The sequence below is a fragment of the Coxiella endosymbiont of Dermacentor marginatus genome (assembly GCF_907164955.1).
Classification (GTDB): Bacteria; Pseudomonadota; Gammaproteobacteria; order Coxiellales; family Coxiellaceae; genus Coxiella.
On record NZ_OU015521.1, the window covers coordinates 414284 to 431751 of the forward strand.

Below are 17468 nucleotides of genomic sequence, written 5' to 3' on the forward strand. Positions count from 1 at the left end.
TAAATAAGATTTGGATTACTAAAATTTTTATTCTTAAATAAGGGAGGAATAAAGATTGGAATAGGGAGAAGCAGTGATTTCTTTATTCGAATAACGAGTGTAAGATTTCCACTGTGTTGTTTCTACTGTGATACTACTACATCTCTTACTACCTTCTTCAGAAGCAAAATTATTTTCTTATTAACTTGATAGTTAAGAAAAACCTTTAATTCAGCCTAATTATTTTATACTATAATAAAATAAAGGTGTTACGTGATTTAAATGAGTGAAACGTTAGGTATTCCCATGAGAAATTCTTACCCTTTTACCAACGTGATCGTCGCGATTGTAAATAGGCCAAGGTATTTGTTATTAAAGGGTATTTGCTATATAAATATAATTTATTCACATTTAATTTTCTTCTATTTTAAAAACATCGATCCGTGCTGGCGGAAAATTAAGCCAAATATTTTTAGATTTAATTTTTTTGAATCGAATTTTCGATTCAAAAACACTAGAAAAAAATCCGTGAGTATATTGAATGTAATAATTTCCCGGATTTAATAATTCTTCAATTTCAGAAATTACTTTGTTTTTTGTTTTTTCTGGAAGAATTAATAAAGGTAAACTTGAAACTATTGTATCAATATTTTTCGATAAATCTCCCAATAGTTCAGATAAATTTTTAGCATCACCTTGGAAAATTTTAATTAAGGGAAATTTACTTTTAAGTTCATCTACGAATATTTCGGAGCTTTCAACAATAATGAGTCGATGATGCGGAATTCCTCGCCGTAATAAAGCTTTAGTAATAGCACCAGTTCCAGCCCCAATCTCAAGGATATAGCCTTTGGAGAGTAAAACCATCGAAGCTACTCCGCGAGCAAGCCAGGGAGAACTTGGTGTTACTGAACCTATTGCTCTTGGATTTTTTAATAAAGCTTTATAAAAAGATCGCATAACTTATTAGTTCTACATTATTTATTAATTTGCACGATAGATAAAATTCATTACTAATACTTAAGATTATCGCATATCACCCAGATTTAAGAAATAACAACTACTCTTAAACCCCTCTTTACAATCCTATGCTAATGAGGAGCTCGATTTCGACAAATAGCTTTTTGGGGAAAGTCTAGCATAGCACATTGTCAATAAGTAACAAGATGATTAAAAAATAAATGACTTTTTTTAGTATATTAGAGAGGTCGCTTATTGCGGAGAGGAAAATTTCGTGGAAAATTTGAGGGGCGTTTACACGCAGTATCAAAAATTTAGTTAGACAACTATGTATATTTATATCCAATATTTAATATAAAGCAATAATCTTCCTATCAATCGTTGACTGCGAGGGCGTAATGTCTGCCAACTGTCTAACGAGACTTCGTGAGAATTTTTAAGGTCTTCTAGAAATTGTCGTTCCAATATTTTTTTAGCTTCCTTAGAATTAATATGAATATCCGCCTCTAAGTCGTGAATTAGACTACGATGATTAAGGTTGCTTGAACCAATAATCATCCAATCATCGATAATCAGTGATTTTGCATGTAACATTGAAGGTAAATACTCAAAAATTCTCACCCCTGCTTTAAGCAAACTGTAATAAAAAGTAGAGGAAGCCCAAGGCATCATAACCACATCAGATTTCTGAGGTAATAAAACACGTACGTCAATTCCAGAATGAGCAGCTTCTTTCAATTTTTTTAATAGAAAATTGTCAGGAACAAAATAAGCATTGGTGATCCAAATACGGTGTGTGCAATTAGCCATTTTACGAAGTAAATTTTTATAAAGAATGCGCCGGCGTTGACGAGTGTAATTGAGACGGATAAGGGGATCTTTTCGCATTTGGTTAAAAATTTCTCGTAAGCGTTCTTTAATTGTACAATGATACCAAGCTACATCAAATGCCTTAATTAATTCTTTTAAATCAATTCCGGTAAGGCGTACCGAAGTATCGCGCCATCCGTCTCCTCCCTCTTTTAAAGATAAATGATATTTGCTGATATTAAGACTACCGATATAGGCAATTTCTTTATCGATAATGCAGACTTTCCGATGATTTCGAAAATTAATTTTTAGAATTAAATAAATCCATTTTATAAGAGAGGGTAATTTAACGATAGAACGGCTCCAATCCCACAATTGCCAAGGAAATGGATGGAAAACTTTAGTTTTTACTCCCGCTTCTTCTAAGAAGCGGGCAAAATTCGCGCTCCAAAATGGGCTTCCGGCACCATCAACCATTACCCGGACTTTAACTCCACGCTTTGCGGCTTCTGTTAGCTTAAATGCAATCCATTTTCCAAGAGTATCGTTATGAAATAGATAAGTTTCTAAATCAATGGAATGTTTTGCTTTTGCAATATCAGATAACAGAGAATCAAAATGCTTCTGGCCATCTATAAAAATAGTTTCTTCGGATTTTTGAGTTATTGGGTGACCACCTTGCATGACATCCCCTTCTGGCCATTTAATCGGAATCTTCCTTGCAAATTCGTAAGTTGTTAGCTTTAGCAAATTTTATTATAGATTTGTAAAGCTCAGGATTAGATTGTTTCAGACGAGGATCGATGACAACACATTTATGGTCATCTTTCAAAGAGGGCTGTAGTAGAGGAGAGTAATGGATACGGTGTTTATGAAAGGTTGAAAGTGTACCACTCATACGTTCGGCCCAATCGCTTGGTCGAAAAAGTTCACCTGATTTTGTCACTCCTTCGATGATAATTCTTGGCTTCTTATTTTTCATCGCATAGTCTATATGAGTGGCGTACTATAATGTGTAATATACTTAAACAGTATATATTATAGCATTTTATCAAATTTTCCAGGGGGGGAGTTCTTGACTGAAACTAAACAACTTCGAGTTCGTGGTATTTATCTTTTGCCAAACCTTTTTACTGTAGGCGCTATGTTTTCAGGGTTTTATGCTATAGTAGCTGCTATGAAAGGCCGTTATGAAGCGGCTGCTATAGCTATTCTTGTTACCTTTATAATGGACGGCTTAGATGGCCGAATTGCTCGGCTATTGCACGCCCAAAGTGAATTTGGGGCACATCTTGATAGTCTAGCTGATATGATTGGTTTCGGTATCTCTCCTGCTCTAGTGGTTTATAACTGGTCTCTTGCAATTATGGGAAAGCCCGGTTGGTTAGCTGCATTCATTTATACGGCCTGTACAGCTTTACGTTTAGCACGATTTAACGTTCAGGTAAAAAAAGTTGATAAAAATTACTTTCAGGGGCTACCAACGCCGCCTGTGGCGGCGTTGGTAGCTAGTATTGTATGGGTATGTAGTACTTATGATATAGCAGGTGAAAGTATCGCTTTTCCAATGACAATCGTGGTTATTTTATTAGGACTTCTGAAAGTAAGCACGATTCGTTATCGTAGTTTTAAAGATATCAATTTGCGTAATCGTGTTCCTTTCGTAATGATATTGGGTGTAGTGTTGATCTTAGCGTTAATTGCCTTTGATCCACCAGATATTCTGCTCATCCTTTCTTTTTTGTATGTGATTTTTGGTCCTATTGAAACATTATGGTCCTTACACAAACGTCGTCAAAAAAAAAAAGAAACTAAAAGCTTTGAAACATCTTAGCAAATGAATCGAAAGGCTATCGAAAAATCTGTCCGAGCAAGTCTTGAGGAGGATATTAGAACAGGAGATATCACTGCTCAATTAATTTCACCTCATAAGTTTGTAAGGGCAACTATTATTTCTCGAGAAAAAGCCATTTTCTGTGGTACTCCTTGGTTTGATATGGTTTATCAACAGATAGATCCTGAAGTAAGAATACATTGGAATGTAAATGAGGGAGATTTTATCTCAGGTGGCCATTTGCTTGTGGAATTAGCAGGGAAGGCCCGCTCAATTTTAACGGGTGAACGGGCAGCACTTAATTGGTTACAAACATTATCTGGAACAGCCACTCTTACTTTTTATTATGTAGAAAAATTAAAAAATACTAAGATTCAATTACTTGATACTCGAAAGACAATACCTGGTTTGCGTTATGCGCAAAAATATGCTGTTCAATGTGGTGGGGGTAAAAATCATCGTATGGGGCTATATGATGCTTATCTCATTAAGGAAAATCATATTATAAGCTGTGGTTCAATTACTAAGGCCATTCAAAAAGCACGGAATTACTATCCTAAAAAATCGGTGGAAGTAGAGATTAAAAATCTGAAAGAATTACGAGAAGCTCTTGAGGCAAAAGCGGATATTATTATGTTAGATAACTTCAACAGTGATGACATAAAAAGAGCTATCATTATTAATAATGGAAAAGCAAAGCTCGAAGTTTCTGGGAATATAAATTTACGAAATATTCATAAGATTGCTAAGAAAGGCATTGATTTTATTTCTGTCGGTGCTATAACAAAACATCTCTGTGCAATCGATCTTTCAATGCAAATCTTTCTGTAATTTAATTTTTAAAAATTTATTTCCTATCTAAATTCAAGGAGAACATTTATATTAAATCAAAATCTCTCATTATATTAAGAAAATGATAATATATTTTTAATATTATAATTTTTTACCAATGAATTATTATTTACTAAGCTATAAATAAGATACACTCAAATAAGTAGGGATAGGTAAAAATATTTAGAAGCTCCTTCTCGGGTGAGGAGGAATTATCAAGTGCCGAATTTATTCAATCTTATGATGTTTTTGATACGCTTTTTGTAGATTTAGACATCTTATTTTCAAAATATATGGAATAGTAATAAGAAAAAAGAGTAAATTAATTAGAACTACATTTATTGTGCAAGAGTATCATCAGTTATGTACTCTAAAATAGACTCTTTAAAGACCTGGTATTATAATTTCAGATTTGTCTTAACATTGTCCCTAACTAAATGAAGAATCTCAATTTTTTATGGGAGTTTAGTTATTTTTTTGACTTGTTATCACTAATATTATTTTATTTAAGATAGATATAAAAAAGCTAATATTAACCCTTTTTAAAAAAATTTTTGAAAGGGATTATATATTATCGAAGAACCTTCCATCAAAAGATGGAGTTACTTTTAGATGATGTTGCTATAAATATTCTTATTAGAGTTAATCTTAGCAGATGTATTTACTTAAGAGAGCTATGTAAAATCTCACAAGCATCAACCTTACTTTTTCTAAAAAGAGGGTTGATTCTTGACTTTAATATAAACTCAATCAAATATTTTTTACCCCTTAGCAGGGATGGATGGGTATAAGATAAAAATTTGGAGAGTTTTTTAAGTCATAACAGCACTATTACCAAATAAAACAGCCTATATAATCTATATATAAAGATTTTTATAAGAAATGCACGAGGAGAGGTTTAAAAATGTTCATAACTAAGGTAAGGAAAATATTAATTAGCTTTGTGGCTATCATAAATAGACAAATTTACAAAAGATTTATTTGTTTGGATGCCAGCTGGCATCCAAACATTTTTCAAAGATCAGCTGCCAAAATGCCAAAGTATTTAATATTATAATATTTCTTCGCTCAATGAAAGAGACTTACATTAGGTTGCTGCTTGATTTCTCAATCATCATCAAAATGGTTAACTCATTAGTGAAAGTAGTATCCACCGAGAAGTATAGAATTGTAGTGGCGTCCCCAAGGGGATTCGAACCCCTGTTACCGCCGTGAAAGAGCGGTGTCCTAGGCCTCTAGACGATGGGGACCTCGCGGCGTTTTGGGAGCCCTCTAGACCACTAAAGGTAAAGCGGGCAAAAGGTTTATCTTCTTTTCACTAAACATTTTATTCTGCACAGTATTTTAGCTTAAGCGCTTTAACTTATTATACTTATTTCTTCCGATCTTCCGATAGAGCTTCCAAGACTGATCTCCCAGAAACTTATTCTGAAAAATTTGGAGGCAAAACAGAACAATGGAGCTAAGCGGGATCGAACCGCTGACCTCTTGCATGCCATGCAAGCACTCTCCCATCTGAGCTATAGCCCCATGAGAAACTTAGGCATTCTACGGAGTCTTCTATAACTCTGTCAATATCTGTTTCAGGAGCGAAATATTTTTAAACACTTTAATGGAAGTTAATAAAATTGAAGGCTGCTTTGGCCAATTATACAAAAGCTTCAATATAGTATTTAATTGACTCAGGGATTTATATTTCCCTATTACAAGTATAGAATCAAGTCCTTACTAATTACTATCAGGGGGCTTCCATGAAATTATTTTGTGTCCGCCATGGTCGTGCTGAACAGCTACCGGATCATACAGGTGAACGATCACTGACTCAAGAAGGAATTAATGAAGTTAGTAAGTTGGCTGCTTACTTAAAACATCGAGGAGTATATGTTACGCATCTCATGCATAGTGGAAAATTGCGAGCACAACAAAGTGCAGAAATTTTGGCTGTATTAGAACATCAGACTGTAGAAGTTTGCGCACTATTAAGGTCCGATCACTCTATAAAGCTTTTAATCGACCTTATTCAAGAATGGAATGATGATACTATGCTAGTAGGACATATGCCTTTCATGTCTCAGCTAGTAAGTACTCTTATTTTAGGGAAATACAGCTACGATATCCTTCGTTTTTTACCTGGAACAATAGTCTGTTTAGAGCGAATAGAAAACCATCGATGGATACTTAACTGGGTGATACGTCCAGATTTAGTACCAGATTGAGGAAATTAATTTTTTGTTCTAGCTATAGTTTTTCTTCGCTGTTTTTTAATTTGCTGTTTTTTAATTTTTTTAGTCGGTTATTCGGATTGGTTAGTTATTCGGACGGAGCTCTTTGTTCTCAGCTATATATTTTTAGTTATTAGTAAGGTATCTTGCTTTTATTTTTACTTAATTGTATTTTTTCATTCGATCTCTACGACGACTATTTAGTAAATTATCTTTGACAAGTCAGGAAAAATATGTGTAATAGAATTAACATGTGGAAGTATCGTAGCGTGGTATTTTATTTTCTTTAATTTCAGTACTCGTGATACACCGTGATAGGGAAAATACACAGTATTTACTATTTCATTCTTTGATTAGTTCTTGCACAATCTTCTTTTCTTGTTTGTTCAGAAAGAGTGGACATGTAATACAGTGTTTTTGGTGCAAGGATCAGTTTGTGGGTAATCTCTATTGTAATGCAACCCACGACTTTCTGTACGCAAGAGAGCACTTTGAACTATCAAGTTAGCAACGGTTATAATATTTCGTAATTTGATAAATGAGCTGGTGGGTGATGGGGAGAATGTGTTGATTTGTTGTGTAATTTCCTGTAATTGCTTCTTTGCATAGTTAAGTCCTTTATTGGTGCGAATTATGCCTACATGATCCCACATGATTTTTCTGACACGTTGGATGAGCAAATCCAAATATGGACGTTCATCTACTGTTACTACAGAAGCACCAGTAAAAATCAGAGGATCATTTTCTCTAGCTTCTGATGTTATCTCGTCACATGAATAATTGGATGAATGAAGAGCCTTGAGAATAGCTTGTGCGCTATTATCCGCAAATACGAGACATTCTAATAAGGAATTGCTGGCCATACGGTTAGCACCGTGTAACCCTGTAAAGGAGACTTCACCGATAGCATAAAGGTTGAGGATATCCGTTTGCCCACTTAAATTTGTCATAACTCCTCCACAAGTATAATGAGCGGCTGGCACTACTGGTAAAGGTTCTTTTGTCATGTCTAAGTCATATTTAAGGCACATAGAATAAATAGTTGGGAAAGTTTTTTTAATAAAATTGGCAGAGCTGTGGCTAATATCTAAATAGATACAATCTAATTGGTTCTTCTGTAACTCTGCGTAGATAGCTCGAGCAACAATATCACGAGGAGCCATTTCTGCTCGTTTATCATAACTGGGCATGAAACGTTTTCCATTGGGAAGTAATAAATAACCCCCTTCTCCACGGACAACTTCAGAAATTAAATAATAATTGGCTAAAGGATGATAAAGACAGGTTGGATGGAATTGATTAAATTCTAGATTTGCTACACGACATCCTGCTCGCCAGGCCATCGCTATTCCGTCACCACTAGCACAATGAGAGTTACTAGTATGCAGATAGACAAAACTAGCTCCACCAGTAGCAAGTACTGTGTGGCAGGCAATGAAAGTTAAGCATGAACGTTTCTCGGTATCATAAACAAAGGCTCCCCTACAGATTTTATTTTCAATAAGCAAATCTATTGCCACATGACTTGTGAAACAATCAATGTTAGGATGATTAGCTACTTGTTCAGCCAAAGTTTTTATAACCACCGCTCCAGTCTTGTCTAAAGCGTGTAAAATTCGACGCCGGCTATGGCCACCTTCTTGAGTTAAGTGGTATCCTTTTTTAGAATCTATAGTAAATCGAACCCCTTGTTGGATTAGCCATTCAACCGCTATCTTGGCTTGAGATAAGGTAGCGCGAACAATAGCGGGATCACATAAACCACATCCTGTGTTTAGTGTATCTTGAACGTGTAATTCCACACTATCATCAGTAAATCCCATAACTGCGGCGATTCCCCCTTGAGCTTGAGAGGAGGAGGAGCCGGCTGTGAGGCCTTCTTTACTAAGGATAGCTACTTGAGCTTCATTAGCAAGACTTAGTGCAAGTCTCAGCCCTGCAGCACCGCTGCCAATAATCAGCACATCATATTTTGAGCATAATATTGAATTCATATTACAGAATCTTAATTAAGAGATAAGGAGCACGAATCGTGCGACACCTGTCAATTTATATTACTAGTTTTAACATTACTAAAAAGCGTTACGGATTCACTACAGCTTTGTTTTCATTAATAATGGCGTTTATACTGATCAATTTTAGAATGCAGTTTTAAAATATGTTCCTAAAATCTCCTGCTACTTATTCAGAATTATAATTTTCATGATGAGCTGCTACAATCAAAGCTACACAAGCTGTTAATTTTTTCCCTGTAGGAATGTCTAGAAATTCATTGGGTCCATGCGCATTTGATTTAGGTCCCAGAAGTCCGGTAATCATAAATTGAGCATTCGGAAACATCTTACCTAACATCCCCATAAAAGGGATGGTACCGCCTTCGCCAAAATAGGCGGCTGGATTACCAAAGAATTGGTAAGAAGCGGTTTGATTAGCAGCAGCAAGCCAATTGCTCAATGGAGGAGCTAACCAGCCACTAGAAGCAGCTTCAGGAGAAAAAGATATCTTTGCGTGGTAAGTAGGATCTTTTTCTAAAACATCTTTTAATACGATCGACGCTTTTTTAGCATCAATTGTTGGAGGCAGGCGCATAGATAATATTATTCTTAGAGAAGGTATGGATACATTTCCAGCATTTGCTACTGGAGGTAAACCATCAAGCCCGGTCACACTGAGCTGGGGGCGCCAAGTTCCATTTAACAATAATTCGGTAACATTAGAAGTCACTGGTTTAACGCCAGGTAAAAACGGTAGAGCATCTTGAATAGCTCCTATTCTAAACGCCTGGGCTGCTTCTTCTATCTGCTCTTTGTACCTATTAGGTATAGGAGCTTTTAATGCTTCTAAAATTACAGTTCCTGTAGTACTTTCTTCAATTCGATCTAAAAGATGACGCAGGATAGAAAAAGGTGAAGGAACAATGCCGCTTCCAGTTCCTGAATGAATGCCATTTTTTAGTACCTCGATTTTTAGTTCCCCCCAAACAAGCCCTCGTAGGGAAGTAGTGCACCATAACTGATCATAATTGATACAGCCACTATCCAAGCAAATAACAAGGGTTGGCGCTCCAATACGACTATTTAAATGCTCAAGATAAGCAGGTAAGTCAACACTACCACTTTCTTCTGATCCTTCAATGATTACGATGCATCGTGCATGTGAGATTTGATAACGTTGTAAGGTAGCAATAACAGTGAGTGAGGCAAATACGGCATATCCGTCATCTGCTCCTCCTCGGCCGTATAATTTATTTTCTTTCAACACAGGTTTCCAGGGTCCAAGATCTTCATCCCATCCAGCCATTTCAGGTTGCTTGTCCATGTGGCCATAAAACAATATGGTTTTGTCAATAGTTCCTGGAATTTCAATAAATAATAGAGGAGTTCGTTTAGGCAATTGCACTACTTCTAATTGCATCCCATGAATGGGTTGTTTTTGACACCAATTCACTAGAAGAGTCATAGCCTTTTCCATATAGCCGTTTTCTTTCCAATTATCATCGTAATATATTGATTTATTAGGAATTTTAATATATTCCATTAATTTTGGGATGATGCTGTTATCCCAGGTGTTGGAAATAGCTTGATAAATTTCACTGATGTGAGTTGCAAAACGATTATTAGTCATCTGAATTCCTAACTAAGAGTGTGATATGATAGAGGAAAAAAGACGATTAGTGCAAGATTAAGATAGAGGTTCTTTAGCCCTAATGGAAAATTGGCTACATTATTTGAGCTATAATAAGTCACACAAAACTCGCTCTGCTAAAAAAATAATAGACAAAAATTGAAAAATTCAGTTAGGATCGATAGTCGAGTAACAATGCAATCTATCACATATCCACAGAAATAATTCAATCAATTTAGAAGCAAATATAGTTTTTTGGTTGTTGATTGCTATCTATTTTAGGATAGTAGTGGAACAAAGTTTTCAGTGCTAATTATTTAAAACTCCTTGATTAGTGCAAACTAATAAATTTATAATTTTTTCCAGCTTATTAATTTGAAAGCTGTATAGCTTGCAAATGTTTGTACAAATACAAATAAATAAACTATCTGAGCTTGTTAAATTTTCTTTACTTCATCTAATTAAATTGCATAATTAATAGTATGTGATTCAATACGTTCGTGCTAAAACATATAAAGTATTTAATTCGCTGCGTTAATTTATTGGAACCCCCGAAAAATGTTTCATTATTAGAAGGTGGAAAAAATCTTATTTCACTTTCAGAAAAAGAATTACGATTGATATTATGCTAGAAAATAGAAGGATTTTTCAATATCTTAATTTGTTAGGCGATTGGAAGGTAATGAAATATAGTATTCCTGCTGCAACTTATTAGAAAGAGAAGAGCTGAAAAAAGGGGTCTTTCATTAAAATTAACTAGGTTAATCTAAAATACGTGTTATCCAGATCAATTGACATTCTACGAACCTAAAGTACTATTTTTTAACGAAATGACTCAGTGCTCAATCTAGAAACGACCTAATTTATTCCTAGACCTATCCAAAGAAATTGATCATGAACAAGAAATTATCAATAATTTTAATTAATTGTGCGGAAATGAAGATTATTAAAGCTATTACTCAATAAGTAGTTGGTTAGTAGAAGTAAGCTAGAATTGTGGGAAAAAGCATATTTTATCCTTACTTAAGCGATTGAAAACTGAAGTCGCGGAAAATTCTTCAATTTATTAGTCAAAACTTATGCACACGATTACAGAAAGCATTCATTTTTAAGCACTGTGGTGCGAATCAACTAGCATACTGTCGAATTTCTACTTATCGATTAGTTTATCAACTATTCGATTTATTAAGTAAATATCTTTCAAACTGATTTGGAATTTTTATGAGGCAACTCTATTATAGGAAATCCTATATAAGAATAATGTCAATTTCCATTTTATAATAATGAAGAAATATTTCTGTATAGAACCTTATTTTAAAGAATAAAAGTTTATTTAAGTTAAGATCTTGGTTATTTCAGTGTGAATAAATGGCATTATTCTGAATAACATTTTGTAAAATCTTAAGATGATAATTATAATTTTTTATTACTTAATAATGATACAGTCCTTCTCAAAGAAGAATTTTATTTGTTATAAAAAAATCACTTGATTATCATCTTATTTTTAAATAGTTTTTGTTTATGGTAATTAATACCATATTCTCATTTCATTTATTATGTTTTAGTGATAATTATCATCCTATTTACACCACTATTGTAGAAACTTCTTTGGAACAACAACTGCTATCGTTCTATTGAAATCTATATGCCATTTTTTTACTCGACTAACCAAGGTATTTCCGAAGATCTAAGTAATGTACTAATCTAACTTGTTGATTTTATTTGGGAAGTCAAATTAATCCACTTAAAATTTAAAGCCTCATTAATAACAATATCTAAAGATATTGTTATTAATCTAAAATAGTTACGTTTTATCGAATTTAGATACGATCTGATTATTGTGTTCATTTTCTGATATAAGTCTAGCAGTATCGATACGTATTCTATGGTTTTAACCAGTGATTCTCTGTTCTCTCGCGAGATACACTATTCTATAAAATATCAGCCTTTTCGTTCTCATGGAAAATATTGTCGCTACCCTTAAAATAGGCAATAAAGATAAGTTTTGCTTATCGAGTTATCTTTGACGTTGAAGTGATATTTCTTCATTCTTAATTACGATTTTGATATAATGTTCGGCAGCCAGCTAAACAGTCGCTCAGCACAACTGGGAGGAAAGTCCGGGCTCCATAGGGCAGAGTGCCAGGTAATCCCTGGGAGACGTAAGTTTACGGAAAGTACAACAGAAAGTATACCGCTGTCGAGAATTCGACAGTAAGGGTGAAATGGTGCGGTAAAAGCGCACCGTGTTGCTGGTAACAGCAATAGCGATGGTAAACCCCACTCGGAGCAAGACCAAATAAAAATCCTTAATCGTGTGCCCGCACATGTGGATTTGGGTAGGTTGCTTGAGGTGCATGGTGACATGTATCCTAGATAGATGACTGTTCACGACAGAACCCGGCTTATCGGCTGGCTTTTTTTATTTTTACTAAGGAAAAGTAATATTCTGTCTGTGATTATTTATAAAGTTAGGGTTATTAGGGATAGCAAATGTATTTATCAATCTTTCTATATATAAGCCAAGCTTTAAGTCAAAAGCATGATTTTATTTTTGATGAATTAAGACAGGTATTTTTAAATTATCTGAAAAATGTATGTGGATCCCTAAGTTAAGACAGGTTCTGAGCTCTTATCCGAGTTTTGGGTTGCAATAGCTCTTCCTCGGCAACCTTTCTCTTGCCTAGACTTGATGTCTAAAATAAATAATCATTCGAAAGCATGTGCCGATACAAGAGATGCTATGAATGTTAGATTAGTTACATACTGATTAGGGGGTTTAGTTGGGTTGACTATTCGCTTCGCTACTGGCTAGCGCACAGATTGAATTACTTCAACATTATTGACAGCATTTTTTTAGAGTTTCATTAGAAACTTTAAGGATTGAATAATTATATAAGTTATTTTTAACTATATTTATTTTCTGATTCCATGTCCTCATAATTATTATTACTTCGTTAAAAGTTCTCAAATTATTAAAGAGAAAAAGAAGCATTTGCACTGTATAACTATTATTTAGATTATTTTAAAATAACAGCCAATACTTCCGTTATAGCGTGAAGAAATTAGGCTTTTAATTGTTGATTTTAGATAATTTCCCTTTATTCTCAATAGTAATGCTAGGGAATACACAATTGGCGATAAAAATAGCTGACTAATCAAGTGTTAATATGTTTAGTTTTTAAAAAATCAGGAACTGTTTTTAAAATTATGAAAACTTTTTCTAAATTAAAACTAAATTAAAATCAAAATCTGGATAATGTAATAATACAGCATCCTAATTTAAGTTTAAAAACGCTGTATGGTTATGAAGTTAATTGTTCTAACTATTTCTTTTTTCAGATTATTTAATAATTCCCTACTGAAATACTTAATGAGATTCTTCCGAAGGTTATTATATAGATATAGCAGCATTGACCTTTTAAGTAAGACTACACATCCTGCGTTAAAATTTGATTTAGTAGAGGAAGACGTTTTTTGTCTGAAAAATAGGAATGTTAACTACAAAGCTATAAAAAATATATTAAAAGTAATTATGAAAAGCTGATCATAATAAGCAAGTTAATATTGAATGAGTTGACTAAACAGCTAAAAAATCGTTAGGCTTATTTAAAGATCAAAAATTAAAATATAATTTGCCATCCAAGAAAAAGTATGTGTTGCAGTTAAAAAATAGGATGATTTACGGTCCTCAATCATTTTACCAGTGTTTTGCTTTAAATACCCCTAACTTTTTTCTCTCTCTCAAAAGTAGGTTAAGAAAAGGAGGTAAAGGGGGTGTTTCCTTATTTTTCTAAAATGATTTATGAACTTAAAACGTATTTTAGAAAAATTAGAAAAAATAGTATAATTTTATTAACTATATGAATATTCTAATGTTCTAAATCTTATAATGTTATTGCCGTTGATTAGAAAGAGTAATGTATTCAACCAACTTAACTATCTGATTTGCTTGAAAACGAAGCAGATAGAATGTTAGTGATCACTATTGATAAAATGGAATATTGTCTTTTACCTTATCCCTTATCATTAAGACCTCAGTTGGGAAAATTGAAACAATGGAGAATCTATCAAGATACCATCCGGAAATATGTAAGATAGGATAAATTATGATACTTTTAAAATAATGAGAAAATTTAGATTATAAAGTGAAGCGTAATGGGTAGTATAAGAATTAATTAGCAGAAGGAATTTTTATTGAAGAAAAGAAAATTGCCGCCAAAATTAAGAACAATTTCTTTTAAAAATGAAGCACCAGCCGGTTTTATTTAACGAAGTAATGAAAGGATTAACCGTTCGCCAAAATGGAATTTATGTCGATGCAACATTTGGAAGAGGAGGGCACAGTCTCGGTTTATTAAACCGATTGGGTCCTAGAGGCCGTTTATTGGCAATAGATAAAGATCCTGAAGCCATTGTAATCGGTTCTGAAGGTTACTTTCGTGAAGATCATCGATTCTCTATCGTTCACGAAACTTTTTCGAATTTAGAGAAAGTGGTACAAGATCGCGCATGGTATGGAAAAATAGATGGAATCGTGCTTGATTTAGGTGTTTCATCACCACAATTAGATAAGCCAGAGCGAGGTTTTAGTTTTATGAAGGATGGGCCATTGGATATGCGAATGAATCCAGCACAGGGTATAGACGCAGCAACTTGGCTTAATCAAGCTAGAAAAGACGATATCCGATATGTACTCTGGAATTATGGTGAAGAACGTTATGCCAAAAGTATTGCAGAAGCAATTGTAGAAGCGCGAGAAAAAAAACCTATTATCCGTACGTTACAATTAAGAAAAATTATAGAAAAGGCATCATCCTATCGTGAAATTAAAAAACAGCCAGCAACACGTACGTTCCAAGCGATTCGAATTTTTATTAATCGTGAATTGGATGAATTACGTGAATGCCTCCCTCAATGTTTGGAAATATTGACGATAACGGGGCGATTATGTGTGATTAGTTTTCATTCGTTAGAAGATCGCATTGTTAAACGCTTTATTCAAAAAGAATCACATGACTTCTTGCCACGCGAGTTACCTATTTTAGCAAATGAGATAAAACACCGTTTGAAAAAAATAGGGACTTTGACTAAGCCTACCGAGATGGAAATTAGAGAAAACCCGCGAGCACGAAGTGCTCGCCTACGAATTGTGGAGAAATTAGCATGAATACTGCTGAAATTAGTACGAAAACTGCCGCAACTCGTATCATTTTTACTAAAAATCTGAGGAAACAAAATCATGCGTTTCAAGTAACAAAGCAAAGAATTTTAGTCGTTTCCCTGGTAATGGCTTTATTATGTTCAGCCTTTGGCGTTATTTACATTAAAGATCTTAATCGACGATTATTTATTCAGTATCAAATTTTACAACGTGAAAAATCCGAAAAACTTATTCAATTGGGAAAATTGTTATTAGAACAAAACACTTGGTCCACACAATCGCGGGTCCAACGAATAGCACAACAACAGCTGGGAATGCAAATTCCTACCGGAAAGAAAGTTGTATTAGTCAATGAAATATGATACGAATGTTACCCTTAGGTAGTGTGCGTGCACGAGCGTGGCGATTTTACGTGTTATGGTTTTTACTGTGTATCACAGTAGTCGGATTGTTATGGCGCCTAATTGATTTAAATATCTTGGATCGATCTTTTTTACTAAAACAAAGTAAGGCAAGAATCCTTCGTGTTATCAATATTCCGGCTTACCGTGGTATGATTACTGATCGATTAGGAGTACCTTTAGCTATAAGTACTCCGGTTGATTCCGTCTGGGTTAATCCACGGTTATTTCAAGCAACACCTTCTCAGTTTGTCGCGCTCTCATATTTCTTGCATCTGCCTATTGCTTTTATTAAAAAACGAATTCAAAAAGGAGCAAATCACCAATTTGTTTATTTAAAACGAGGTAATCCTCCCTATATTGCAGAGGAAATTCGCCAATTACATATTCCAAATATTTTTTTTCAACGTGAATATCGGCGTTATTATCCTGAAGGAGAGATAACAGCTCATGTGGTTGGGCTCACCAATATCGATGATCAAGGACAAGAGGGTTTAGAATTAGCTTATAACCGATGGTTGTCAGGAAAGTCTGGAAAAATGGAAGTGATTAAAGACCGCTTGGGCCATATAGTGGCGAATATTGATTTAGTGAAAAAACCTATTCAAGGGCATGATTTAACTTTAAGCCTCGATCACCGTATTCAATATTTAGCCTATCAAGCTTTAAAAGAAACAGTTTCGACCTATCATGCAAAAGCTGGCTCTGCAGTAGTATTGGATGTAAAAAGCGGAGAAATTTTAGCGATGGTTAATCAACCTAGCTACAATCCAAACAACCGACCAGTAAGATACGATGGTCGTTATCGCAATCGGGCAATGACTGATATATTTGAACCAGGATCTGTAATTAAAGCGTTTACTATCGTTTTGGCATTAGAAAGTGGAAAATATACACCAAGCACTAAAATTGATACTAATCCGGGATGGATGAAAATCGGCAGTTATCGAATTAGTGATGATGGTTTAAATTTCGGTGTTATTTCACTAACACAGTTATTGCAGCATTCAAGTAATATCGCTGCAGCAAAAATTTTGTTGTCACTCAAACCAAAACATTACTATTCTCTATTATATGCATTAGGATTTGGGCAACGCACCAATAGCAGTTTCCCGGGAGAATCTTCCGGAACATTAGTTTCTCACAATACATGGGTACCTTCTAGAGTTGCGACTTTAGGCTACGGTTATGGTATGGCAGTTACCACTATCCAATTAGCTCAAGCCTATGCCATTTTGGGATCAGGAGGAATGAAAAGACCAATAACTTTTTTAAAATCAGAGCGTTCACCAAATAGTATACGGATTTTACCAGAAAAAGTAGCAAAAACAATTGTAAGAATGTTAGAAACAGTGGTCCAAAAAGGTGGTACGGGAATCCAGGCAGCTGTGTATAGATATTGTGTAGCTGGTAAAACCGGCACTGCTTACATTTCCGGGCCAAAAGGCTACGATAAACAGCATTATATGTCTTCTTTTGTTGGAATGGCGCCGGCTAAAAATCCCAAATTGGTAGTAGCTGTCGTTATCCGTGATCCCCAAAATGAACATTTTGGGGGACTAGTAGCAGCCCCCTTATTTTCCAAAATTATGAGTGGGGCTTTACGAGTATTAGATATTTCGCCAACCCCATCAAATTGACTT

At 34.5% G+C, this 17468-nt stretch carries 11 protein-coding genes, 2 tRNA genes and 1 other RNA gene; 7 read left to right on the forward strand and 7 right to left on the reverse strand.

Annotated elements, in window-relative coordinates:
* Positions 1-390: 390 nt before the first annotated feature.
* The 3 genes from ONG85_RS01545 to ONG85_RS01555 form a co-directional block, all read right to left on the reverse strand.
* Entirely contained in the window at positions 391-939 is a 549-nt protein-coding gene (locus tag ONG85_RS01545; protein ID WP_264435827.1) for a class I SAM-dependent methyltransferase, read from the reverse strand.
* A 336-nt stretch (positions 940-1275) separates the two neighbouring features.
* Positions 1276-2433, reverse strand: coding sequence for a phospholipase D-like domain-containing protein (locus tag ONG85_RS01550; RefSeq protein WP_264435828.1), 1158 nt, complete (start codon positions 2431-2433; stop codon positions 1276-1278).
* A gap of 19 nt (positions 2434-2452) precedes the next feature.
* The gene (locus ONG85_RS01555) at positions 2453-2731 is read right to left on the reverse strand and encodes a DUF3579 domain-containing protein (RefSeq protein WP_264435829.1); all 279 of its coding nucleotides are present in this window, start codon (positions 2729-2731) and stop codon (positions 2453-2455) included.
* Between the two features lie 93 nt (positions 2732-2824).
* Between ONG85_RS01555 and pssA the strand changes: the two genes are divergently transcribed.
* Together pssA and nadC are read left to right on the forward strand one after the other, a co-directional pair.
* The gene (pssA, locus tag ONG85_RS01560) at positions 2825-3583 is read left to right on the forward strand and encodes a CDP-diacylglycerol--serine O-phosphatidyltransferase (protein WP_264435830.1); all 759 of its coding nucleotides are present in this window, start codon (positions 2825-2827) and stop codon (positions 3581-3583) included.
* A gap of 3 nt (positions 3584-3586) precedes the next feature.
* On the forward strand, positions 3587-4414 hold the full coding sequence (nadC, locus tag ONG85_RS01565) for a carboxylating nicotinate-nucleotide diphosphorylase (RefSeq protein WP_264435831.1): 828 nt from the start codon (positions 3587-3589) through the stop codon (positions 4412-4414).
* Positions 4415-5588: 1174 nt separating this feature from the next.
* On the opposite strand, the gene ONG85_RS01570 is transcribed toward nadC, so the two are convergent.
* Both ONG85_RS01570 and ONG85_RS01575 read right to left on the reverse strand, forming a co-directional pair.
* Positions 5589-5664 (reverse strand) — tRNA-Glu (locus ONG85_RS01570).
* 207 nt (positions 5665-5871) lie between these two features.
* Positions 5872-5944, reverse strand: a tRNA-Ala gene (locus ONG85_RS01575).
* A 221-nt stretch (positions 5945-6165) separates the two neighbouring features.
* On the opposite strand from ONG85_RS01575, the gene sixA reads away from it, so the two are divergent.
* Entirely contained in the window at positions 6166-6630 is a 465-nt protein-coding gene (gene sixA / locus ONG85_RS01580) for a phosphohistidine phosphatase SixA (RefSeq protein WP_264435832.1), read from the forward strand.
* Between the two features lie 392 nt (positions 6631-7022).
* Here sixA and nadB read toward each other — a convergent pair whose 3' ends face one another.
* Complete coding sequence (gene nadB, locus ONG85_RS01585; protein WP_264435833.1) at positions 7023-8630, reverse strand: L-aspartate oxidase; 1608 nt, start codon at positions 8628-8630, stop codon at positions 7023-7025.
* Between the two features lie 187 nt (positions 8631-8817).
* The gene (locus tag ONG85_RS01590; protein WP_264435834.1) at positions 8818-10260 is read right to left on the reverse strand and encodes a M20 family metallopeptidase; all 1443 of its coding nucleotides are present in this window, start codon (positions 10258-10260) and stop codon (positions 8818-8820) included.
* 2078 nt (positions 10261-12338) lie between these two features.
* Here ONG85_RS01590 and rnpB point away from each other — a divergent pair.
* The 4 genes from rnpB to ONG85_RS01610 all read left to right on the forward strand — a co-directional run bounded on the left by rnpB (position 12339) and on the right by ONG85_RS01610 (position 17465).
* Positions 12339-12684: RNase P RNA component class A (gene rnpB / locus ONG85_RS01595), an RNA gene on the forward strand.
* Between the two features lie 1822 nt (positions 12685-14506).
* Positions 14507-15430, forward strand: a complete 924-nt coding sequence (gene rsmH / locus ONG85_RS01600; protein WP_264435835.1) for a 16S rRNA (cytosine(1402)-N(4))-methyltransferase RsmH — start codon at positions 14507-14509, stop codon at positions 15428-15430.
* Positions 15427-15786 (forward strand): cell division protein FtsL, encoded by a 360-nt coding sequence (gene ftsL, locus ONG85_RS01605; protein WP_264435836.1) that lies wholly within the window; start codon positions 15427-15429, stop codon positions 15784-15786. Before rsmH ends, ftsL begins: the two co-directional genes overlap by 4 nt.
* Complete coding sequence (locus ONG85_RS01610) at positions 15783-17465, forward strand: peptidoglycan D,D-transpeptidase FtsI family protein (RefSeq protein WP_264435837.1); 1683 nt, start codon at positions 15783-15785, stop codon at positions 17463-17465. Before ftsL ends, ONG85_RS01610 begins: the two co-directional genes overlap by 4 nt.
* The last annotated feature ends 3 nt before the right edge of the window (positions 17466-17468 follow it).

Coding starts and splice junctions, on each gene's coding strand:
- ONG85_RS01545 (WP_264435827.1), bottom strand. CDS start 939: ATGCGATCTTTTTATAAAGCTTTATTAAAAAATCCAAGAGCAATAGGT.
- ONG85_RS01550 (WP_264435828.1), bottom strand. CDS start 2,433: ATGCAAGGTGGTCACCCAATAACTCAAAAATCCGAAGAAACTATTTTT.
- ONG85_RS01555 (WP_264435829.1), bottom strand. CDS start 2,731: ATGAAAAATAAGAAGCCAAGAATTATCATCGAAGGAGTGACAAAATCA.
- nadC (WP_264435831.1), top strand. CDS start 3,587: ATGAATCGAAAGGCTATCGAAAAATCTGTCCGAGCAAGTCTTGAGGAG.
- sixA (WP_264435832.1), top strand. CDS start 6,166: ATGAAATTATTTTGTGTCCGCCATGGTCGTGCTGAACAGCTACCGGAT.
- nadB (WP_264435833.1), bottom strand. CDS start 8,630: ATGAATTCAATATTATGCTCAAAATATGATGTGCTGATTATTGGCAGC.
- ONG85_RS01590 (WP_264435834.1), bottom strand. CDS start 10,260: ATGACTAATAATCGTTTTGCAACTCACATCAGTGAAATTTATCAAGCT.
- rsmH (WP_264435835.1), top strand. CDS start 14,507: ATGAAGCACCAGCCGGTTTTATTTAACGAAGTAATGAAAGGATTAACC.
- ftsL (WP_264435836.1), top strand. CDS start 15,427: ATGAATACTGCTGAAATTAGTACGAAAACTGCCGCAACTCGTATCATT.
- ONG85_RS01610 (WP_264435837.1), top strand. CDS start 15,783: ATGATACGAATGTTACCCTTAGGTAGTGTGCGTGCACGAGCGTGGCGA.